The sequence below is a fragment of the Arthrobacter sp. SE2 genome, from assembly GCF_058244265.1.
Genome location: NZ_JBZAYA010000023.1, coordinates 20792 through 42475, shown reverse-complemented (window position 1 = coordinate 42475; position 21684 = coordinate 20792). Strand labels below are relative to the sequence as shown.

Annotated in this window: 21 protein-coding genes and 2 pseudogenes; 13 read left to right on the top strand and 10 right to left on the bottom strand. The window is 62.1% G+C overall.

All coding sequences use genetic code 11. From position 1 onward, the window contains the following. Window positions 1–343 precede the first annotated feature (343 nt). The 7 genes from AC4CS3_RS21405 to AC4CS3_RS21375 are packed head-to-tail and all read left to right on the top strand — an operon-like array spanning window position 344 to window position 8613. Complete coding sequence (locus AC4CS3_RS21405) at window positions 344–1786, top strand: DUF3375 domain-containing protein (protein WP_490785126.1); 1443 nt, start codon at window positions 344–346, stop codon at window positions 1784–1786. Next, the gene (locus AC4CS3_RS21400; protein WP_490785125.1) at window positions 1783–2409 is read left to right on the top strand and encodes a DUF4194 domain-containing protein; all 627 of its coding nucleotides are present in this window, start codon (window positions 1783–1785) and stop codon (window positions 2407–2409) included. Before AC4CS3_RS21405 ends, AC4CS3_RS21400 begins: the two co-directional genes overlap by 4 nt. Continuing rightward, complete coding sequence (locus AC4CS3_RS21395; protein WP_490785124.1) at window positions 2406–5813, top strand: ATP-binding protein; 3408 nt, start codon at window positions 2406–2408, stop codon at window positions 5811–5813. The genes AC4CS3_RS21400 and AC4CS3_RS21395 overlap by 4 nt, the downstream gene beginning before the upstream one ends. After that, window positions 5803–7092: a Wadjet anti-phage system protein JetD domain-containing protein gene (locus AC4CS3_RS21390; RefSeq protein WP_490785123.1), complete on the top strand. Its 1290-nt coding sequence runs from the start codon at window positions 5803–5805 to the stop codon at window positions 7090–7092. Before AC4CS3_RS21395 ends, AC4CS3_RS21390 begins: the two co-directional genes overlap by 11 nt. Before the next feature lie 55 nt (window positions 7093–7147). Next, window positions 7148–7414, top strand: a complete 267-nt coding sequence (locus AC4CS3_RS21385; RefSeq protein ID WP_490785122.1) for a type II toxin-antitoxin system Phd/YefM family antitoxin — start codon at window positions 7148–7150, stop codon at window positions 7412–7414. Continuing rightward, on the top strand, window positions 7411–7803 hold the full coding sequence (locus AC4CS3_RS21380) for a type II toxin-antitoxin system VapC family toxin (RefSeq protein ID WP_490785121.1): 393 nt from the start codon (window positions 7411–7413) through the stop codon (window positions 7801–7803). The genes AC4CS3_RS21385 and AC4CS3_RS21380 overlap by 4 nt, the downstream gene beginning before the upstream one ends. Before the next feature lie 45 nt (window positions 7804–7848). Beyond that, a complete protein-coding gene (locus tag AC4CS3_RS21375; RefSeq protein WP_490785120.1) occupies window positions 7849–8613 on the top strand; it encodes an alpha/beta fold hydrolase in 765 nt (254 codons plus the stop codon). 748 nt (window positions 8614–9361) lie between these two features. Here AC4CS3_RS21375 and AC4CS3_RS21370 read toward each other — a convergent pair. After that, window positions 9362–10348: a DUF2599 domain-containing protein gene (locus tag AC4CS3_RS21370; RefSeq protein ID WP_490785119.1), complete on the bottom strand. Its 987-nt coding sequence runs from the start codon at window positions 10346–10348 to the stop codon at window positions 9362–9364. A gap of 468 nt (window positions 10349–10816) precedes the next feature. Between AC4CS3_RS21370 and AC4CS3_RS21365 the strand changes: the two are divergent. From AC4CS3_RS21365 to AC4CS3_RS21355, 3 genes and pseudogenes are all read left to right on the top strand, one after another. Further along, window positions 10817–11146 (top strand): annotated as a pseudogene (locus AC4CS3_RS21365) (ATP-binding cassette domain-containing protein); the annotation flags it as partial. Between the two features lie 32 nt (window positions 11147–11178). Continuing rightward, entirely contained in the window at window positions 11179–11604 is a 426-nt protein-coding gene (locus tag AC4CS3_RS21360) for an AAA family ATPase (protein WP_490785136.1), read from the top strand. Continuing rightward, window positions 11597–12370: an ABC transporter permease gene (locus AC4CS3_RS21355; RefSeq protein WP_490785118.1), complete on the top strand. Its 774-nt coding sequence runs from the start codon at window positions 11597–11599 to the stop codon at window positions 12368–12370. Before AC4CS3_RS21360 ends, AC4CS3_RS21355 begins: the two co-directional genes overlap by 8 nt. Before the next feature lie 9 nt (window positions 12371–12379). On the opposite strand, the gene AC4CS3_RS21350 is transcribed toward AC4CS3_RS21355, so the two are convergent. Beyond that, window positions 12380–12628 carry a PLDc N-terminal domain-containing protein gene (locus AC4CS3_RS21350; RefSeq protein WP_490785117.1) on the bottom strand — a complete coding sequence of 83 codons (249 nt, stop codon included), beginning with the start codon at window positions 12626–12628 and terminating at the stop codon, window positions 12380–12382. Window positions 12629–12645: 17 nt separating this feature from the next. Further along, complete coding sequence (locus AC4CS3_RS21345) at window positions 12646–13251, bottom strand: VOC family protein (protein WP_490785116.1); 606 nt, start codon at window positions 13249–13251, stop codon at window positions 12646–12648. 202 nt (window positions 13252–13453) lie between these two features. Here AC4CS3_RS21345 and AC4CS3_RS21340 point away from each other — a divergent pair. Continuing rightward, window positions 13454–13555 (top strand): annotated as a pseudogene (locus tag AC4CS3_RS21340) (VOC family protein); the annotation flags it as partial. 79 nt (window positions 13556–13634) lie between these two features. On the opposite strand, the gene AC4CS3_RS21335 reads toward AC4CS3_RS21340, so the two are convergent. The 5 genes from AC4CS3_RS21335 to AC4CS3_RS21315 form a co-directional block, all read right to left on the bottom strand. Beyond that, window positions 13635–14885 (bottom strand): RNA polymerase sigma factor, encoded by a 1251-nt coding sequence (locus AC4CS3_RS21335; RefSeq protein ID WP_490785115.1) that lies wholly within the window; start codon window positions 14883–14885, stop codon window positions 13635–13637. After that, window positions 14885–15220: a YciI family protein gene (locus AC4CS3_RS21330; protein ID WP_490785114.1), complete on the bottom strand. Its 336-nt coding sequence runs from the start codon at window positions 15218–15220 to the stop codon at window positions 14885–14887. Before AC4CS3_RS21330 ends, AC4CS3_RS21335 begins: the two co-directional genes overlap by 1 nt. An 87-nt stretch (window positions 15221–15307) precedes the next feature. Then, entirely contained in the window at window positions 15308–15721 is a 414-nt protein-coding gene (locus AC4CS3_RS21325) for an SgcJ/EcaC family oxidoreductase (RefSeq protein WP_490785113.1), read from the bottom strand. Window positions 15722–15908: 187 nt separating this feature from the next. Further along, window positions 15909–16268 (bottom strand): VOC family protein, encoded by a 360-nt coding sequence (locus AC4CS3_RS21320; protein ID WP_490785112.1) that lies wholly within the window; start codon window positions 16266–16268, stop codon window positions 15909–15911. Between the two features lie 64 nt (window positions 16269–16332). Next, complete coding sequence (locus AC4CS3_RS21315; RefSeq protein ID WP_490785111.1) at window positions 16333–17106, bottom strand: SDR family NAD(P)-dependent oxidoreductase; 774 nt, start codon at window positions 17104–17106, stop codon at window positions 16333–16335. Between the two features lie 125 nt (window positions 17107–17231). Here AC4CS3_RS21315 and AC4CS3_RS21310 point away from each other — a divergent pair, with 125 nt between their 5' ends. After that, window positions 17232–18533: a flavin-containing monooxygenase gene (locus tag AC4CS3_RS21310; RefSeq protein ID WP_490785110.1), complete on the top strand. Its 1302-nt coding sequence runs from the start codon at window positions 17232–17234 to the stop codon at window positions 18531–18533. A gap of 10 nt (window positions 18534–18543) precedes the next feature. Here the strand turns inward: AC4CS3_RS21310 and AC4CS3_RS21305 are convergent, their stop codons facing one another. Further along, on the bottom strand, window positions 18544–19209 hold the full coding sequence (locus tag AC4CS3_RS21305; RefSeq protein ID WP_490785109.1) for a hypothetical protein: 666 nt from the start codon (window positions 19207–19209) through the stop codon (window positions 18544–18546). A 241-nt stretch (window positions 19210–19450) separates the two neighbouring features. On the opposite strand from AC4CS3_RS21305, the gene AC4CS3_RS21300 reads away from it, so the two are divergent. Further along, a complete protein-coding gene (locus AC4CS3_RS21300) occupies window positions 19451–19726 on the top strand; it encodes a hypothetical protein (RefSeq protein WP_490785108.1) in 276 nt (91 codons plus the stop codon). Between the two features lie 122 nt (window positions 19727–19848). Here the strand turns inward: AC4CS3_RS21300 and AC4CS3_RS21295 are convergent, their stop codons facing one another. Beyond that, window positions 19849–20862: an Ltp family lipoprotein gene (locus AC4CS3_RS21295; RefSeq protein WP_490785107.1), complete on the bottom strand. Its 1014-nt coding sequence runs from the start codon at window positions 20860–20862 to the stop codon at window positions 19849–19851. Window positions 20863–21684 lie beyond the last annotated feature (822 nt).

Here is a 21684-nt window from a genome sequence, read left to right as displayed (position 1 = left end):
TCCTTACTGAAGGTGGAGGTTGTCCCGACTGTCGGGCCTCCGGTGTGGGGTGTTCTCCACCGTTACTTCAGAAGGTCGCGGTTGATGAACCGCGGGAACTGCCTGAACTACCAAATGCCAAACACAACAACAGCTACAAGCATACAGGGCTTTCGGCGGATGGCTACTATTTGTTAAAAACCTTCATCTGCCGCGCGCCGTAACGCGCGCCGCCAACTGGACGCCTACGCACACGCTGACCCCAATAATGTCCGGGACCTCGCTTAGCCTAGAGTCACGGAGTGCTGCCACTGAAGTGCCCCTTGCATGAACGCGGCCTGCCTGGCCGAAACCAGAGGATCATATGGATTACTGCGCAATAAATTCACTGCGTGAAAACCATGCAGGATGGGCCTTGCTTCGCGCCCAGAACGCTCCGCTGGCTGTGCACTTCTTCATGGCCGCGTTTACCGGCCCCAACCAACGGAACATCGGCCGCGAGCAACTCGTCGACATTCTGGAGGATGTGCTGTTCGGCGTCCGCGAGTCCTTCGGTGAGGGAAAATTTCCCCGCCAAGCGGCGGAATACCTCGACGATTGGGCCGATCCGGAGCGGGCCTGGCTGCGGAAGTACTACGTTCCCGGCGAGGACGAACCCCATTATGATCTCACCGCAGCCGCGGAAGACGTGGTGCGGTGGGTCGAAAACCTGCGCGGGAGGGAGTTCGTAGCCACCCAGTCCCGCCTGACCAGCATTTTCGCCGTACTCAAGACGCTCGTCCAGCAATCCGAGACAGACCCGGAAGTGCGCTTGGCAGAACTGCAGCGCCAGCGCGACGGGATCGACGCCGAAATGCAGCGCCTACGCGAGGGCAACATCAAGGTCATGAGCGCTCCGGAAGCACTGGACCACTTCCAACAGCTGACCACTTTGGCAAAAGACTTGCTCTCCGACTTCCGTGAAGTCGAACAAAACTTCCGGCGGCTGGACCGCCAGGTGCGCGAGCAGATCGCCACGTGGGATGGCAGCCAAGGCGAGCTCCTCGACTCCATTTTTGCCAACCAGCAGGATATTGGCAGCTCTCTGCAGGGGCGCACCTTCCAGGGATTCTGGGACTACCTCATGTCGCCACAACTCCGGACGGAGCTACTGGACCTTCTGCAGCGGGCCACACAGATCGAAGCACTGTCGCGCATGGACAATCTCCATGCCGTAGCCAATCTCCACCAGGACTGGCTCCCTGCCGTCGAGCAGACACAAGCCACTGTCCGCCAACTGTCCCAGCAAATGCGCAGGCTCCTGGACGACAAGGTCTTCCTGGAAAACAAGCGGATCATGCAATTGATCCGAAGCGTCGAGTCGACCGCCCTCACCACCCGAGCCCAACCGCCGTCGGGCATTTTCATGGAGATCGCCGCGCCGTCGGTGGATGTCGCGCTGCCGTTTGAACGTCCCCTCTACGAGCCGGGCAGCAGGGTCCTGGTGATGGACGACGTCGTCACCGCCGACGACGCCGATGTTGACGCCGGCGCCTTGTTCAGTCAGTTCTATGTGGACAAAGAGCATCTCAAGTCCCACATCGATGCGGTCCTGGAGGACGCGGACCAGGCCACGTTGGCTGACATTACCGCCGCCTATCCCCTGTCGCAGGGCCTGGCGGAGTTGGTTGCCTATTACCAATTGGCTGCCGAGTCGGAATGGGCGAACATCAACCCGGAGGCGACGCAGCAACTGTCCTGGTCCCTGCCGGACGGAAGCATCCGCGAAGCGACAATCGATCAGATCATCTTTGTGAGGCCTGCATGAACACCATCATGGAACCGGACACCCGCACTCCCGAGGAACTGCCCGGCGTCGTTACGAGGCTCTTCAAAGGCGTGGTCTATTCCGAAACCGACGAGAAGACCTGGCAGGCGCTTCTGGCCTTGGCCTCCCAGGTCCGCGACTATGTTGCGGTCCTCGGACTGGACCTGATCCTGGACGAATCCGAAGGCTACGCCTTCCTCAAATCGCGGGAGGACCCCGATGTCACGCTCCCCCGGCTTATCCCCCGACGCCAACTGACCTTCGATGTCAGCCTGCTCCTGGCCCTCCTGCGTGCCCGGATGCTCGAGTTCGACACGAATAGCAGCGAGACCCGGCTCATCATGACGGAACAGGAAATCGCCGACATGGTTTCGGTGTTCCTGCCCGAGTCCAGCAATGAGGCCCGGATCCTGGACAAGCTGGGTGCCAACATCAAGAAGGTCGTAGAGCTCGGTTTCCTGCGGAAACTGCGCGGAGAAACCGGCACCTACGAGGTGGCGCGCATCCTCAAGGCGTACGTGGATGCCCAGTGGCTGGAAGAATTCGACGCCCGGCTGGCGGACTACCGCCGCTCACTCACCGGGCAGAAGCCGGCAGCTTCAACGGAAACGGAAGTCGCATGACCACCGAGCTGCAGGACGGCCTCTTCAGCTTGGACGAGCTCCCGTCGGGGCAAAAGGACGACGACGGCGCCCTCCCGGGCTTCCGGCTGCACCGCCTGGAGCTGCTCAACTGGGGAACATTCCACGGCGGGGTCCGCACCTTCCGTTTGGATGGCGCCAATAGCCTTCTGACCGGCGACATCGGTTCGGGGAAGTCCACGGTAGTTGATGCGATCACCACGCTCCTGCTCCCTGCCAACCGGATCGACTACAACAAAGCCGCGGGCGCCCAGAAACGCGAACGCACGCTCATGTCGTACGTTCGCGGCTTCCACAAGAGCACGCGCAGCACCGGCGGCGAGTACTCCAAACCCGTGGCACTCCGGGCACCTGGAGCCCTCACGGTAGTCCTCGGCGTCTTCCACAACGCGGTCCTCAAGAAGTCCGTCACGCTTGCCGTCACCCTCTGGACAATGCAAGAAGCGGGCCAGCCCAGCCGCTTCTACTCGCTGGCCGAAACTGAACAGTCCATTGCGGAAGACTTCTCCAACTTCGGACAGGATCCGGCCAAGCTGAAAAAGAAGCTTCGTGCCGCGGGCACGGCCGTCCATGACACCTTTGACCCCTACGCCGCGGCCTTCAAGCGTCATTTCGGCATCAGCGGCAACCAGGCCATGGATCTGTTCCACCGCACCGTCTCCATGAAACAGGTGGAGAACATCACCCACTTCGTGCGGAGCAACATGCTCGAAGACGATGACGTGAAGTCGCGCATCGACAACCTCATCCACCACTTCGACGACCTCAAGAAGGCCCACGAGGCCGTGTTGAAGGCGAAGGACCAGATCGGCTTGCTGAAGCCGATCCGTGACGGTGCCGCAGTGCATGAGCAGCTGAGTGGCGAAGACGCCCTTGCCCGGCAGCAGCGCGACCAGTTGCATCCGTGGTTCACGGATCAGCAGCTGACGCTGAGCCTGGAACACCAGCGGGAGCTGGAAAACACCGGGGTCAAACTGCTGGAGGACAGCACCCAGCTCAGCGCGGACATGTCGCGGCTGCGCCATGAACTCTCAGTGGTCCAGGAGGACATCCGAACCAACGGTGGGGGCCGGCTCGCCGCGATCGACGCCGACATCGCACGGCTGGAGGAAGAGTCCCGCTCCCAACGCAAGCGCTTCGAGCAATACTCCGCCGCCGCCGTCGAACTCGGTTTGAGGATGCCGGAAGACCGTGTGCTCTTCGACGCGAACCGGGCGCGTTTGGGCGAGGTGGAACAGGAGCTTGTTGCTGAGTCCAGTGGGCTGCAGGAACGCCGCACCGGATTGACTTTGGAGCGGTCCGAACTCAGCAGCCGCAAGACAGACATCGACGCCGAACTAGCTAGCCTGCAGTCCCGCCAGACCCTGCTGCCGCTCGCCCAACTGGAGCTCCGCCGTCGGCTGTGTGAGGGAATCGGCGTCGCGGAAACGGCGCTGCCTTATGCCGGCGAACTGCTGCGGGTGCGCGACGGCGAGTCGGAATGGGAGGGCGCAGCGGAAAGAACATTGCGTGGTTTCGCGTTATCCCTGCTGGTCTCTGCCGAGCACTATCCTGCGGTTAGCGCTTGGGTGGATTCCAATAATCTCCGGGCCAGGTTGGTCTACCTGAGGGTCGGAGATTCGAACGCGGCGCGGCCTGCCGACGCAGGGACACTGGCGGCGAAAATCGCCATCAAGCAAGGCACTCCCTTCCGCACTTTCCTTCTGGACGAACTCAGCACCCGGTTCGACTATGTCTGCTGCGAGACCATGGAGGACTTCCGCCGCTACCCCAAAGCCCTGACGGTCAACGGCCAGCTCAAGGGCGGCAGGGGCAGGCATGAGAAGGATGATCGCCGGGATCTCGCGGACCCGCGCAATTACGTCCTCGGCTGGGACAACCATGACAAGATCACTCGTTTCCTCGCCGAGCGGGACGAGGTGGACGGCAAGGCCAGCGTGGTCGAAACCCAGCTGGGCAAAGTGGACGCCGCCCTTGGCGCTCTCGGGCGCCGGAACCAGCAGCTCGGAACGATCCGCTCTGTGGCCGATTTCGCTGAGATCGGCTGGCAACTGACCGCGCGGCGGATCGAGGATCTCAAGGCGGAAAGGAACGAACTCCAGTCGGCCAGCAGCGTGCTGCAGCAACTGACGGCCAAAGAGACCGAGGTGAGCGGGAAGCTCGGACGCTTCGAGGAGAAGTCGAACAAAATCCAGCAGCGACTCGGTGCCAACGAGAAGGACGCCAAAGATATCGCTGCGGGGATCGAGGAATGCCGCCTGGCGCTGCTGGAGCATCCGATGACCGACGACGGCGGCGTACTGGCCGCCGTCGCGAGGCTCGCCGCCGAGGTGCTCGGCGAGAGGACACTCACGTACAAGAACACGGGCACCGCCGAGAGCTCCGTCCGCTCGGGGCTGACCGCGTCGATCGATGCGCTCACGAAACGCATCGCCACGGCAGCAGCATCTACCGTTCGCTTGATGACGGAGTTCCGCGGCAAGTACCCCAACGAAACCACCGACATCGACGCCTCGCTGGAAGCAGCCCAAGAGTTCAACCGGCTGCTTGAGCAGCTGGAGAAGGACGATCTGCCACGTTTCGAGGCGCGATTCAAAGAGTCCCTGACCCAGAACACGATCCACGAGGTGGTGGCATTCAACGCCTTCCTGGACAGCCGGCGTCAGGACATCGTGAGTCGGATCGGTGAGATCAACGTGTCCTTGGCGGGAATCGAATACAACCCGGGCAGGCATATCCAGTTGGAGCACCAGAGCTCGACCGATTTGGATGTGCGCCAGTTCGGGATCGACCTGCGGGCCTGCTCCGAGGGGACTATCGGCGACGAAGACCAGTATTCCGAACAGAAGTACCTGCAGGTGGAGAGGCTGATCGAACGCTTCCGTGGACGGGATGGTTACACGGCGCTCGACGAGCGTTGGACAGCCAAAGTAACGGACGTGCGGAACTGGTTCACTTTCTCAGCCTCGGAAAAGTGGACCGAGACCGATGAAGAATTCGAGCATTTCACCGACTCCGGCGGAAAGTCGGGCGGCCAGAAGGAAAAACTGGCTTACACAATCCTCGCGGCCGCGTTGGCTTTCCAGTTCGGACTTGCATCCGGAAAGAGCGTGGGGAAGGGTGCGGCGAAGGGTCGCAGCTTCCGCTTTGTGGTCATTGACGAGGCGTTCGGCCGCGGCTCGGACGAGTCCGCGCGGTACGGCCTGGAACTCTTCCAGCGCATGAAGCTACAGCTACTGATCGTCACGCCGCTACAAAAGATCCACGTGATCGAGCCTTTTGTAGCACACGTGGGCTTCGTAGCGAACACCGACGGCAACGACTCCCAGCTCCGAAACATGACCATCACGGAATACCGCGAGGAACGGGATCGCCGTGCCGGCTAAAAACACGGGTGCAGCCCGGACCTGGACCACGCTGGCGGGGCTGCGTTCGCTCTCCGCTGCCGCGTGGGAACGTGGGCAACTGCTGCGCGAGGCGCTGGAACCAACAGAAGCGTACCCCCGCCGTCGTGCGCTGAAGCGGCCCTCGGCCGCCGAGCTGCGGGACGACTATGCCGCCGCACGGGAGTGGGCAACTGAGTTGTTCGCCTCGGTGGGGACCTACACTTTGGAAACGGTCGACGTCGGGCGGACCACGATCGGTTCCAACCACCTTCCCGCCGCGGCAGTGTTCGCGAGGGTGGAGGACGAGGTTGCCTTCGCGGGCAAGACCCGGGAGCTGGGGCAGGTCCGTTCACTGGCCGAACGGCTTGCCGGTGTGGATCCGGCACTAAGTGCCTGGGCAATGAAACGCCCCCTTCAACTGCTGGCTCTAAGCGATGCCGCCCTGACCGCTGCGCGGATAGCGCTGTGGCTGAGGGCGAATCCCGGACCGGGGATCTATCTAAGGCAACTGAGCCTTCCCGGAGTCCACACGAAGTTCATCGAGACTCATCGGCGGGTCATTGACGAAATGCTGGCCGTACTGCAGCACAGGCCGCCGGAGGATGATCTGCTTGAGGCCGGTGTCACTGCTTCGGACGGCGCTGTTTCGGACGCTGCCTTGGACGGAACTGACGGCCCGCTGCTCAGCCCGATAGCGCGCACACCGGCAGCCCGGTTCGCCGAGCGTCATGGTTTCCTGCATCCGCCCGAACTCGTGCGCTTCCGGCTGCTGGACCCCGACATTCCGCTGTTGGGCGACGCTCGCGACGTTATGGTCACGGCAGAGGCATTCAGTACGCTCCGACTCCCCGTCACCTCTGTGCTCATCACCGAGAATCTGGTGAACTTCCTTGCCCTTCCGGATCGACCACAGTCAATGGCGTTGTTTGGCGCCGGCTATGGCTTCTCAGCGCTGCGGGACGCCGAGTGGCTACGGGACTGCGAGGTCCTGTACTGGGGAGATCTGGACACACACGGCTTCCGGATCCTGGATCAGCTCCGCTCTGTTCACCCGCACGTGTCCAGCGTTCTCATGGATGAGGCGACGCTGCTCGCCCATCGGGAGGCGTGGAGTGTGGAAGTGTCACCGTCACGGGCCCAATTGGCGAGGCTCACCGCAGAGGAAGCGGAGGTCTACAAGTCGCTGGGAAACGACCGCTACGGAAACGGCCTCCGCCTGGAACAGGAGCTGATTCGTTGGGACTGGGCGCTGGAACGGATTGCTGCCGGGCCTATCTGAACCGGAACCAAACCGCGCATCACGGGCAGTGCTACGATTGCTACGGAGGCACCAAATGACCACGATCCCGCACCGCGAACTCCGCAACAACAGCAGCAAGATTCTGGAGCGCGTCAAAAACGGCGAAATCATCGATGTGACCAACAACGGGGAAATTGCGGCCACGCTCATTCCGCCTTCCGCTTCGCCGTTCGAGCGACTGCTGCAGTCAGGAGGCGTCCGCGCTGCCGCTGAGAGTCCCGTGGATTTCAGGCTTGTGCCCCGTATCAAGAGCGAGATAAGCACCTCGGACATGCTGGAAGATCTGCGTGGCGATCGGTGATCACCTATGTGGACACCTCGGCGATCCTCAAGCTTCTGGTCGACGAGCCCGAATCCCCAGCCGTCGCCGAGTACCTTTCGACTGCGGCCTCAAGCGGAAACCGCCTCGTCGCGTCGATGCTTCTCTACACCGAGCTTCATTGCGCGGCGCGGCGGCGGAGACTGGGCTCAGAACCAGTCAATACCGTCCTGAGCGGCATCAACCTGGTGGATGTTGCGCGTTCCGATCTGATGTATGCCGCCGCGCTTCCCGGCCGGCTGCGGAGCGCGGATGCGATCCATCTGGCAACTGCGATCAGGCTCCAAACTGATCTGCTGGTGGCCTACGACGCCGAGCTCCTCGCCGCTGCGCTTGACGCCGGCGTCACCGTCCTCTCACCCGGAAGATAGCCCTTCTCCGCTCCCTTGGCGACCTAACCGGCGTAGAGTTCCGCCATGGAGCCGATTCGGGTCGTCCTTCTTCCGGGGAGCGTTCTTCCCGCCCAACCCGCCTACGGGGCGCTGATCGAAGCGCTGGGTCCCGACGTCGACACCGTCGCGAAGGACCTGGAACTGTACGACGGCGCCGAGCCGCCGCCCGGCTGGAGCCTGGACACGGAGATCGACGGTGTGCTTCGCGAGGCCGATGCCCGTGGCTGGGAGACGTTCCACTTACTCGGTTATTCGGGAGGCGGAGCCGCCTCTTTGGCCTTCGCTGCCAAGCACCCCGAGCGCCTGCTCAGCCTGACGCTCCTGGAGCCCGCGTGGGCGGGTAGTTGGGGTTGGAGTCCGGCGCACGCCCAGCTTTGGAAGGAATACGAGACGCTGGAAACGCTGCCGCCTGATCAGTTCATGGCCGCGTTCATGAGGCTGGGAGTGAAGCCCGACGTCGTCCTTCCGCCACCGCCCGAAGGCGGACCGCCGCCATGGATGGCCAAGCGGCCGGCGGGGATCAGGGCGTTTCTGCGGGACTTCAAAATTTACGATCTGGATAGGGCGCGACTTGCTGCGTTCGACCGGCCGGTGTTCTTCGTCCTTGGCGGCCTGAGCAACCCGGACGACTATGGCGAGGTTGCCGAGCGGTTGTCCACGGTGTTCCCGGACTTCCGCCTCGAAGTGTTCCCGCACCGCCACCATTTCGATCCCCCGCACCGTATCGAACCCGACCGGCTCGGCGCGTTGTTGCGGGACCACTGGGAGCGGGCGGATCGGGTTGTTTGAAGCGGCATCACGCCCGCTCAGACTGATGCTGGCTCCCACGCGAGCCCGTCCGGGTCGGTGAACGGGCCGGCGTCGCTGCCGATCGCGAGCCGGAATCCCCAGCCGTCGCTGAGTATTTTCAACTGCGTCCGCAAGCGGAAGCCGCCTCGTAGCTTCGATGCTTCTCTACACCGAGCTTCAACCGCGATCAGGCTCCAGGCGGATCTGCTGGTGGCTTACGACGGCGAACTTCTCGCCGCTGCCCTTGACGCCGGCGTCACTGTCCTGTCACCCGGGAATTAGCTCCCGTCTCCCCTCCTCTGGCGCCCCTAGCGGCATAGAGATCAGGCGGTGACAGCCTGGCCAGCAAAAGGGGTCCGCTGCTCTGAAGCAGCGGACCCCTTTCGTCTGCCATAAGTGGCTCATGGCGATGTCTCGACCGACCGAAAAATTACTGTCGGCGCCTGCGAATTCGAACGAGGATAACTATTGCAACGACCGCCGCTATCAAGAACGATATTGAGCCAGCCGCCAGGAAGTACTTCTCGATCAGCGTCATTCTCGTAAGTTCAAGATAGTCGTCGTAAGGAATCAGGCCGATCTTTGCGTCATGCTGTGAGTATCGTACGAAGTACGTCAAAAGGCTAACGGCTGAAATGGCGGCGCCTAGAATCGCGATTGTGATTGAAGTCTTTAAAGCAGTTTTCATCTTGGATGCCGCCACGAAGGGCTCCCCATCTCATAGTTGCCGGGTAAATATCATTTCGTCCTAACGCCAAATTGATCCCCACCCACCTTCCGGGTAATTGCAATTGTATCGTGCCATTCTTAACCAATTCCAGGCAGGCCGCCATGACTCGAGATTGTACTCGGGTAGTGAAAGTGGCAGGCCAGCGATATGGCAATAGAACTGCTGTTCAATTGAACCGGTCCAGCGCCATGAATCGGCCCCCATCTTGGATCGGACCTCGTCGCGATGCGCCCACCAAGTCGTAGCGTTCGAAAACGTTACTCCCCAGGCGGTCGGCGTAACATTCACGGTCCAACCGCCATTCCTGCTGTTCCACCAGGGCTGATGATAAAGGTCCACACCAAGCCATGGATCCGACACAACGGGGTATTGGACGCCAGCCCTAAGATGCTCTACTTTCTGTATCAGTTTGGTGCCGTGCACTTCGTAGCGAGTCGGTATCGCCTTTCCTGCAGAGTCCTTCGCCCATGGGGCAGAAAAGCCACCTAGGAACCCGCCTGCCTGATCGGTAGCAACCACGAATCCGGCGTCCGTCACTTCCAATTTCGCCGCCGACGGCAGCTCGACAGGGTACGCAAACTCCGTCGGTGACTCGGGCCCTGATATTGTCGTAGCAATCTGAACTGAACCGTCCGTCTTAGGTATGACGGTCGTTGCATCCCTGCCATGAGGGTACGTGACACCAACCGAGCCTCGAGTGCCTTGTGAATCCGACGAAGCAGGCAGTCCAACCTTGATCTTTGTGGCGTCACTCTTCAATTCCACAAATCCATCGCCCGTAGTCGGGAACGAAATCTCATTTCCTCCCGCCGAGATATACTCGACGCCATTTCTGACTGAGACCACCCGTTCCGGGAGGGCCGCGTGATTTTTTAGTTCCGGAGCGACTGAAATCGCGCCGTCCTCCGATTGAGGCGGAAGTGCAGGTGATGGAGCGATACCGCACACTAAAAGTGTTGCCGTCAATCCGATTGCAAAAAGGCCTCTTCTTAAGGACGTTTTCATGCTTCTCTCTCATCGATTTGTGATGACGGGCTTAGAATCAGCGGCCGAACCAATACTTCCATCTGCTGCCCACCAGGCTCGTAATCCCCACTGCCAGTGCATGGAAGACTAGCGCCGGAACTGGCGCGTGAGTGGCGAAAATACACAAATTGAGTAATCGAAGAGCCCAATTTGAGTGTCAATTGGGGGCAATCTGTGAACTCACTCGGCGGGGCGTGTGAGTGTTCGGGGGTCGCACCAGGACAGTTAGAGGCTGCACGCCTTCAGCACGGCTCGCCCGATAGCTTGAGGCTCTATATGAAGATCGCAGCGGCCAGGAAGTACCGAGAATCGTCCGAAATCTCGGCCGCTACAAATTTGCAAGGCATTTGTCTTCTCTCACCAAAACCTCAGGCTCCCGGATATAGACTCGCTGCAACTGCCCCCTGCCATTGGGCGCTTCGGCCACCCTGAGAGGGATGCGGCTCGATGAGTGAAGTGAATGTGCCGGCACAACCGCCGGTTTTGGACATCAGCGACTTACGCGTCGCCTATGGCGAGCGGACCATCGTCGACGGCGTCAGTTTTCAGATTCGTCGCGGTGAGATCTTCGGCCTGCTGGGTCCGAACGGTGCAGGCAAGACGAGCACACTCAGTGCCATCGAGGGCTTGGTTAAGCCGAAATCCGGGCGGCTGCTGGTGGACGGAATCGACGTTCAACAAGAGCCACTGGACGCGAAAGCGCGCCTCGGGGTGCAACTGCAGTCCTCAAGCTTCCAGGCCGAACTGACCATTCAACAGATAGCGAAGCTCTACGGCGGGCTTACGGGGTCAACCTCTCGAGTGAGCAGATCGGCACGAGTATGCGGGCCATCGGGCTCGAACAGGAGCTGGGCAAACGGTTCAAACAGTTGTCGGGCGGCCAGCAGCAACGCCTCGCGCTGTTCATTGCCACCATCCACAACCCCCTTCTCCTGCTGCTGGACGAGCCAACCGCAGGGCTGGACCCGCAATCACGCCGCGGACTGTGGCGTCGCATCGAAGAACTTCGTGGCGAAGGCAACAGCATTCTCCTCACTACACACTCCATGGAAGAAGCACAGGCCGTGTGCGACCGGGTGGCAATCATCGATCATGGCGTGCTTCTCACGGTCGGAGAACCATCGGAGCTGATCGACAAGCACCGGGAGGATCCGCGCGTGCTCTCAGTGGCCCACGGTGCGCCCACCTTGGAAGACGTCTTCATCGGGCTGACAGGAAGTGAGATCCGTGACTAACGCCAGGGTCGATACCGCGCGCCCGCCGCTCGGTTTAGCGATGGGTTCGCTGCTTCGCGCGGACTCCATTGTGATGCTCAACAGCAAGACCTCGCTTGTCCTCAGCGCCCTGCTGCCGATCGTGATCCTCGTGGCCACAACCTTCGGCAAAGGGCAATCGCGGCTTGGAGGATCAACCCTCATCATCGGTTTGGCCTTGACCCTCGGTCTGCTCACGTCGTGCTTGCTCGGCTTCACGCTGACCTTGGCACACGACCGGGACATCGGCGTGCTGCAAAGGCTGCGGGTAACCCCAGCGCCGAACTGGATGATCATAACCAGCCGCCTCATCGTGCAGGTCGTCACCAACCTGATCGCTTCCATCATCGTGGTGATCGTCGGTGCGATCGTTCACGGCCTCACACTGAATGCCGGCCAGTACCTCCTGGTCATCGCCGTCGCCATACTCGGGGCCGCCGTCTTCCTGGCGATAGGACAAGCACTCGTTGGCCTGATCCGATCCAGCAACGCCATCAGCGCGATCGGCCGGCTGCTTATGATCGTCCTGTTGCTCCTCGGCGTCTTCGGCGGAACCGGCATCCTTGGCGACACGATCAAGGTAATCTCCGACTGGTCTCCGGTCGGAGGCCTCATGACACTCTTTTCGGATGTCCTGAACCAGTCGGCCTGGAGCGGCCAGGACACCGGCTCGCTCCTGGCGTGCGTCGCTTACATCGGGGTGTTCGCCTTCACCGGAATCCGCTGGTTCCGATGGGAATCGCGGTAGGGCCCCTACTTAGGAAATCAAAGATCGCTTCCGATGCTTCACGCTGGTTGCGATCCAAGCCACCGGGCCGATGAGCGGAATGAACAGGACCAGCAAGAGCCAGAGAACCAGTTCCTGTTTCGTCAGACTCCTGGCGCTGCGCGCGAGCACAATCAAGGCCCAGACAAAGACGACAACTGAGGCCAAAGCCAGCACCGTCACTATGACTTCATACGCGGTTGGAGCGAGAACGTCGTTACCAGTTGAGAGAAAAAGCACGGCTTCTCCTTCGCGGTTTAGGCGGACTCCCACGCGAACCCGTCCGGGTCGGTGAACGGGCCGGCGTCGCTGCCGATCGCGAGTCGGTGCGATCCGGTGCCCTCGGGCGATACGCCGGCGTCCTTTGCGAGGGCGCGGCGCGCGTAGAGCCCGAGCTGGACGGGACTCGATGGCATGGCGAACTCGACGTACTTGCCGAAGCTCTTCCCAACGGAAAGGCCCCGGTCGCCGTAGAACCGTTTGCTCGCGGAAACGTCCGCGACCGCCACCAGGAGCACGATCTTGTCTACCTCTCGGGTGGCCGGACCGCTGTCCTTCTTCGCCGACGTCGCGACCTTCCAGATCGCGCCATCCGGAGCCTGTACGACGCCGCCGAAGCCCCACAATGACTTCGTGACCGGCTTGAGCGTCGTGGCGCCGGCTTCCACAGCGGAGTCGATGAGGCTGCTGACGGTGGACGGCTGCGACACGACGAGCGACAGCGTGAACCCACGGAAGCCGTCAGTAGGAGCGTCCGAGGCGCGCACGCGCACCCGCGGACCCAATCCGAAGGCGGCGTCGTAGAAAGCGGTTGCGGCGGCGGGGTCGGGAACTTCGAGAGTGACTGATTCGATGGCGGTCATGGCATGTCCTTCAGTGAGGTGGGTTGCTTCGTGATTTCGACTTTATGCGGAGGCCCCACTGACCGCTTCTCCGATCCTGACCGATGTGTTCGCACAAGGGCGCCGAGCTTTATCGGTCACCTGTTCACTTCCAAGTCGCGACGTCTTCTGCGGTAGCCGGTTGCAGCGAAGCTACGCACGTCCTCAACATGTAGCGGTAGCCGGTACCGAAATCGTGGTTGAACCGTTCGATGGCCCCTTCGGGCGTACCTTTACCTTCGCCGACCCCGACGGATACCAAATCACCCTCCACGACCGTGCCTGACCAGCGCACACGGTGGCCCCGTCAGACCGACAAATTGCGCCACCGGTGGAGATGCCCGACGGATTGGTGCCTGCTGGATTCATTCCATCAGTTCACTCAGTCGGGCCTGGAGGTAGTTTCGTTCGGTGTCGTTCTCGGTGAGGATTAGCGCCTCTTCAAAGGCGACCCGGGCCTCGTCGAAACGGCCTAGCCGGGTCAGGAAGTCGGCGCGTGCAGCGGGAAGATACGGGTATCGGGCGAGTCGCGGTTCGGCTCCGAGCGCATCCAGCTCGGCCAAACCTTCCGCGTGGCCCACCGCGAAGCCGACGGCGATGGCCCGATTAAGTGTGACGACCGGAGAGGACCACGTCTCCATGAGCAGGTCGTAGAGACCCAGGATCTCCTGCCAGTCTGTATCGGACCACGACTTGCTCTCGTCATGGACGGCCGCGATCGCCGCCATGAGAGCGAAACGGCCCGGTGGCCGTATATTCAAAGCCTCGTGCAGGAGCGCTACCCCTTCATCAATGGCCGATCGGTCCCATTTTGATCGGTCCTGGTTCTCCATCAGCACGAGTTCACGGTGCTCATCGAGCCGGGCGCCCCTGCGGGCGTCGGTCATTAGCACGAGGGCGAGAAGCCCTGCGACGTCGCGGTCGCCGGGAAGCAGGACGCGCAGCATTCTCGCCAGCTCATGGCCTCGTTCGGCGAGATCTCTGCGCATCAGGTTCGCTCCTGATGGGGCGGTGTGCCCGGTCGTGTACACCAGGTAGATCACGGACAGTACGCCGTCAATACGCTCGCGCAGCTCGGACGCGGGCGGCACGCGGTACGGGATGTGCGCGGCCGCGATCTTCTTTTTCGCCCGGGTAATCCGTGCAGCCATCGTCGCCTCCGGTAGCAGAAACGCCCGCGCGACATCCGCCGTGGACAGCCCGCACAAAAGGCGTAGCGTCAGGGCGACCTGCGCGTCAGGCGCGAGGGCGGGGTGGCAGCACGTGAATATCAACCGCAGCCGGTCATCGGTGATGTCTTCCGTCTCGCGGCCCGGGTCGTCGAGCGACTGGACCTCCGGGTCGAAAAGTTTGGGGAGCGCCCGCTGTGCGGTCGCGGCGCGTCGGCGCATGTCCACTGCTCGTCGCCGCGCGGTCACGGTGAGCCAGGCTCCAGGGTTCTCCGGGATGCCACGCGTACCCCACGTCGACAATGCGCTGGCGTACGCATCTTGCACGGCTTCTTCCGCTGTGTCGATATCACCGGCAATACGCACGGTGGCCGCCAACACGAACGCCCACTCCCGACGGTGCGCCTCCGCGACCGCAGCAGCGACCTCTGAGCTGGCGGCCGGCATCAGCTTGCCACTCGCACGGGCCGAACCTCGACTCCGACCCCGGCGGGAACCTCCTTTGCGATCTCCAGCGCTTCATCGAGGTCGGCGGCCTCGATCAGGTAGTAGCCGCCAAGCGTCTCCTTCGACTCGGCGAAGGGGCCGTCCGTCACCGAGAATCCGCCGGACCCGTCGCGCCGGATGGACGTCGCCGTCTCCGCCGGCTCGAGTGCGGCCCCGCCGAGCAGCGACCGCCCGCGGCGCTGCATGAACGCTTGGTAGTCGGCGCTGACCGTCTCGCCCGCGACTTCTTTCGTGGCCACTTCGTCCTGGAAGATCAGGACCAAATACTTTGACATTTCGCAGTCCCTTCGTCTGAACTCTGGTTTGAGTTTTCGCTCCATGAACACCGAACACCTTGCGGATTCAGCTCTTCGACACGATTTTCAGTGGGCGGGCGCATTGGCATACGAGGCGACGAGCCAACGCCCATCCTCTCGAACCAATACCCACGTGGCAATGACTTCCCGGTCGACCGGGAGTTGGGCCTCTCCCGCCATGAGAATGCCTGCCTTGCTGACTACGATCGCCGTGTGGCCCCCGATAACGCGGATACTCAGAGGTTCATCAACCGCCCGGGAACCTTTGAGCGGACCCTGGAAGCCGGCAGCCATGGAACTCCGGATCTCCTCCTTGTCGCGGTGATACGCTCGCGGCATAACCACCGTGGCATCGTCCCGATACGGTGCCACAAAAGCATCCGCATCATTGTCTGCCCATGCGGCGTAGATCTCGGCGAAGAGGCTGCGGATCTCGTCGGTCGTCTCGGGCTGAGCGTTGGTGGGCTGGTTCTTGGACATTGGTCTGTTCCTTTCGTCGCTGCCAGAAAGCCCTTCCATTCGGGCTCTTACTCATACGACGCGCGCCAGAAGCGCAGATCGACAACTGTGACCAGACTTCTAACGGAAACCGCAGCGGAGCCGGTATCCGATAGCCTCGTGGCAGAGACCTCGGCACCCCGCAGCGCTGCCCACCCTGCAAGTCAAATCAGTCCAGGCAGAGGCACAAAGGATGACCCGCCGGGTCGAGGAAGACCCGGAATGACGTTCCCGGCTGGTATTCGTGCTTGGTCGCGCCGAGCTCGAGCACAGCCGCCTCAGCGGTGTCGAGGTCATCGACCACGACGTCGAGGTGCATCTGCTGCGGGACGTCCTGGCCGGGCCATTGTGGCGCCCTGTAGGAGTCGACTTTCTGGAAGGCCAGCGAATCACCGTAATCGGCGCGGATGGACCACCAGTCGTCGTCGTTCCGCTCGATTTTCCACTCGAGCAGGGCGCTGTAGAACTCGGCCAGGGTCTTCGGATCGGGGCAGTCGAGTACGACGGCGGGGAAGCGTGCGATAGCCATGGCCAACACTCTAGGACCGATTCCGGAGGATCGCATCAAGTTCGTCCGCCGGAATTAGCGGGAATTATCGGTACCGCGTGGCGAGCTCGGGGCTCTGCGCTCCGAAAGCGGCGAGGTCTGCTTGGAAGACGGCGTCGAGGAACCCGGCGTTCTCCACGCCCGGGGCGCAGACAGTTTCGCCCAGTTCCAAGCCGCGCAAGCTCGCTGTGACGACGTCGGCGGCGCTCATCCGCGGCATCATGCTCAAGTCCATGCCTTGGCGTTCGTGGAATTCGGTGGCCACCACCCCCGGGCACACGACTTGCACCGTGATTCCCGTGCCCTCCAGTTCCGCGCTGAGGGTCTGGGACATCGCGACGAGATACGCCAGGCTCCCGCCGTAGACGACGCGGCGGGGCATCTGGGCGTGCGGGGCGGGGCCGCCAAAGGCGATCATGCCGGCCACGTTGATGATCGTGCCCTCGCCGCGTTCCTGCATGCCCGGGATTGCCGCACGGCTGAGCATCGTGGGAGCGAGGACCTTGACGTTGACGAGTTCCGCCGCCTTGTCGGCAGGAAGCTCGGCGAGGGGCATGTAGTGGGCTACGCCAGCGTTGTTCACGAGCATTGTCACCGGCTCGTCAGAGCAAATCTCGGCGACCGAGTCGATACCCTCAGCCGTGGATAGGTCGGCGACGACGGTCCGGACAGCGGTCTTGGGGTGCGAATCGGCGAACTGTTCCAAGCGTTCCTGTCGTCGGCCCACGATCACCAGATCGTAACCGTCGGCGGCCAGGCGTTCGGCGAATGCCCAGCCGATACCGGAGCTGGCGCCCGTGATAAGTGCTAGCTTGCTCACTGATGTTCCTCCCGTTGGCGGCCATAGCGACAGTTCCACGCAACCACGCACCTGACAATGCTGTCCACCTCCCGCACCCGAATCTCCGGGCGTAAAGTTCTGCCAAGGGACCGGGAGGACCGCTCATGGAGACTGACCAGCCCAGAGCCGTACAACAGGACACAACCACACAACAGAACCGCCCCCTCGAAATCGACACGCTCGTCGTCGGTGGAGGCCAAGCGGGACTGGCCACGAGCTACTTCCTCAGCCGGGCCGGCGTCGAGCACTTGGTCCTTGAACGGCGGCCCGCGCTGGGTGGCGCGTGGCAGGATCGCTGGGATGCGTTCGTGCTGAACACACCGAACTTTTCACTGGACCTGCCGGGCATGCCGTACGTGGGGCCGGAGCCGGAGGCGTTCATGGCGCGCGACGACGCCGTGCACTATTTCCGCGACTACGCGAAGAGGATCGACGCCCCGGTCCGGACCGGCACGGACGTCACGAGGATCTCGACGTTGGTTGGCGGCTTCAGCGTTGAAACGTCCGACGGCGGCTGGCGGGCACGCAATGTGGTGCTGGCCACCGGCGCGTATCAAATACCGAAGATCCCGGCCCCGGCCGCCGGACTTCCCGGGAGCGTCCTCCAGCTCCACACGCACGACTATCGCAATCCGGAGCAGCTGCCTGACGGTGCTGTGCTCATTGTAGGGACCGGGCAGTCTGGCGGGCAGATCGCGGAAGACCTGCTCGCGGCCGGGCGTGAGGTGCATCTGGCGGTGTCGACGTGCCCGGAGGGGCCGCGCCGGTATCGCGGGCACGACATCCTTTATTGGCTCCTGCAAGCTGGAATCCACGGGCCCGAGTACGGGGTCAACGCCCTGACGGTCGGGCAGCTGCCCTCCCCCGCCGCCCGGTTCGCCTGCAACCCCCTGCTCTCCGGCACCGACGGCGGCCACGACATCCACCTCCGCGAGCTCGGCCGCCAAGGCATCCGGCTGCACGGGCATCTGGAAGCAGCCGACGACGGCGAACTCACCTTCACGGACGACCTCCCCGAACGCTTGGCAACAGTCGAGGCCGGGTTCGGCCAACGCATGGGCCGAGCGCTCGACGCCTACATCGCCGCCGCCGGCATCGACGCACCCGAACACCAACCGGCGCCCGCGGACGACTGGCTTCCAGTTGCGTCGCCTGCCCTGCTGAACCTGGCCGCCGAGAACATCAGTTCAGTACTCTGGGCGACCGGTTACAAGCTCGATCTTGGCTTCGTGGACATTCCCGTTCTGGACGCGTGGAGCTACCCGCGGCATGTCCGCGGCGTCACCGAGCAACCTGGGCTGTATGTTGTGGGGCTGCCGTGGCTGACGGGACACTACTCGTCGATCGTCGGCGGAGTGGGTGTGGACGCGGAGTATGTTGCGAGGTGCGTGGCGGGGCATTCTTAGCTGCTCGTTCCTAATCTTCCGAGACCAACGCGTGATTGGGCCGGATGTAATAAGCCTCCAAATCACGATCGCCCAGTATTCCACCGATCAGGGATGCTGAACCTCCGATGAAGACCGAGCGAGCATGGATGTCATTAGCGACGCACCACGCCCCATCGAGAGGCAGCCAGTTCACGGGCAGACTTCCGCCAGGACGGTCCTCGATGGATTCCAGCGCCAGTTCGAGCGGCCCCCGCAACACATGAAGACCCCGCCCAAGACCATTGACAATGACGGGCGAGGTTCGAACTTGGCTATTGAGGTCGCCATATCCCTCCCACACCAAAAACAAGCATTCAGGTGACGGCTTGGCGCCCTTGGATAACCTGGAAACCAACCGTTCGGCAACGACGGAATCAACAGAACCGTTCTGGGGTTCGTAGACTTGATTCGGATCGGGACCGCACGCCGCGACGATCTCGCTCCATTGGGTGGCACCGTCAACCTCAATCCGGTCACCGGCAAGCTGTGACCAGCGCAGACGTCGACCAGTTGGCGACATAGCGGGATTCAGCACCCGGGCATAAGCGGGATAGATGGGAGGGATAAGGCAGGCCAGCGATCCCGCAGGCTTCCCGATGGTCTGCTGTAGGAACCAACGGATGCGCGACTCCGAGTCTGCTTCCCGGCGATCCATCAAACTAAGCGTCCTCTCATATTCGCTTTCCCGGAAATTTAGCTTAGATCAATTTCCAGAACCCATCCAATGATATTAATGAAGCGCTCAGAGTTGAGTTCGGCCTCTGCATAGAATTCTGAACTGACAGATACAACCACTTTTCCTTGTTGAGGAAAAACATCCTCAGTCAACTCGATATGAATCGCTTCTTGATTCCGCTGCCGCTGGAATAGACGCGCCTGAACACCAGCCGGCGCCCGTGGACGACTGGTTGCCTGTTGCCTCGCCCCGGGTCAACCTGGCCGCCGAGAACATCACCTCGGTACTTTGGGCGACCGGTTACCAGTTGGACCTCAGCTTCGTGGATATTCCTGTCCTGGACGCCTGGAGCTACCCGCGACATACCCGCGGCGTCACCGAGCAACCGGGGCTATACGTTGTCGGGCTGCCGTGGTTGACGGGGCACTACTCGTCGATCATCGGCGGGGTGGGCGTGGATGCGGAGTATGTCGCGGGGTGCGTGGCGGGGCGGTGAGCCTAAGAGGACTCCTCAGCTACCCTCTTCGCTCGGGGCCATGCCAGTCCATCAGTCACAGCTGCTGCACTCGCCGAAACAAGATGCGTCCACCACGGCCACTTTGGAACTGAGCTCGACCGTCAGAGACCCGCCTGGCTCACTCCGTACTCTGCCTGCTCCGGCGTAAAACCATCGAAGATCAGCTGGTCGACCAGCCCGGAATGGGAGAAGGAAGTGAATCCTAGGTAGTCCTTGGCTTTCTTAGCCGCCTGCTGGTTCCAGTCGACTTTCACACGGTCCACAGCCCAGGTCGCATCCTCCGTTGAATACTTCTCGAACTCAAGCTGGCCGATCAGTCCGGTGCGCGAAAAGGCGGTGAACCCGAGGTATTCGGCAGCTTTACGCAGAGCGTTCTGCTGGCTGACCGTCCCTGCTGCCGCCTTGGCAGCCGCCTCGGCCTGAGCCTTGGCTGCAGCGTCGGCATCAGCTTTCGCCTTGGCAGCGGCCTCGGCATCAGCTTTCGCTTTAGCGGCAGCTTCAGCATCAGCTTTCGCTTTGGCGGCGGCGTCAGCATCGGACTTCGCTTTGGCGGCAGCATCAGCCGAAGCCTTAGCTGAAGCCTCGGCCGAAGCCTTGGCAGAAGCAGCGACCTCAGCCGCTGTAGCCGCAGAGGGTGTGACGGCAGACAAGTCCGGTGCGGGGGTGGTCGTGGCCGACGTTTGGACGGCGGCCGCTCGGGTGGTGTTCAGGATGATGCTCAGGAGTATGAAGGCGGCGGTGACGATCAACGCCACCTTCTTGTGCCTGTCATAACCGTCCAATGGACGACCCTGCTTGTCGCGGGTCTTGTTGGCGAGCACAAGAATCAGATCAACAAGAGCCCAGATGCCGAGGCCACCGAAGGTAAACAGCTTCAGGATGCCGGTACCGACTTTGCCGAGGTAGAACCGATCCACACCGAAAACGCCGAGGAGCAGGGAGAGTAGCCAAGTAACGAGGAAGGACTTGCTACTGACGCCGTATCCGCCAAGGGCGGGGCCCCCCAGATAGGGTGCCGGCGCGCCAGGATAGGGCTGGGTTCCTGCCGGGGTCTGCCCGTAGGGCGGCTGCGGCTGCGGCTGCTGCGGCGCGCCAAAGGGGTCAGCTGAGCTCATTGAGGTTCCTTTCAAAGGGACGCCCTTGAAGCGGGCTTCCGCGTGGGCATCGTGGGTGCGAGGTTTTGTCATCCGCTGGACGGGTTACATCCGTGATTCGATAAAGATCGGCGCTGAGAGAGGCGCGCTATGGTCTGCCCATGTATCGTTTTCCTCCCCCCGGAAGTGCGTCTACGCTTTATCCGCGCGTGTTTAAGCATGCGTCGATACCCGCTTCACTTGGCGCAGTATTTGCACAGGACTCGGACAGGCTTTGCACAGGTAATAGCCTTGGGCCGAAGTGGTCCCCGGTCGCCTGTCAAGGCCGTGCCTCGTCCCGGCGTTCCGGACCCTTCTGCGCGGACGTGGGATCGCCGATCACCCGACCACCCGCCGGCACCGGCGGACGACTGGCTCCCTGCTTCGTGGCCGCGGCTCAACCTGGCCGCCGAGAACATCACCTCGCTGCTCTGGGCGACTGGGAGAAATGGTTGCAGTAATCCCCCCGTCACCGTGCATTTCATCGTGCGGGTCATACGTACATATGGACGTGATCAGCAATTCCGCGGGCCGGGCGGCGGGTTACCGCGGCACGGTGATCGACCGGCTATCGTGCGGTGCGTGCCGGCGGATGCCTAAGACAAAAATTCGCTGTTAGCGTCTTCCCATGCCTGAGTTGAGGAAGCGACGTCTGTGGCGCGTTGTGGCTACGGGTGTCGTTTTTGTTGCCATTTCGCTTGCTGGGGCGTTCGCCGGCAAAGTGCTTGGTTGGCCGCCGGTTGCAACAACTGCGGTAACAGTGGTCATTGCGGTTGCATTTGCTTTCGCGATGACGGCACGAAT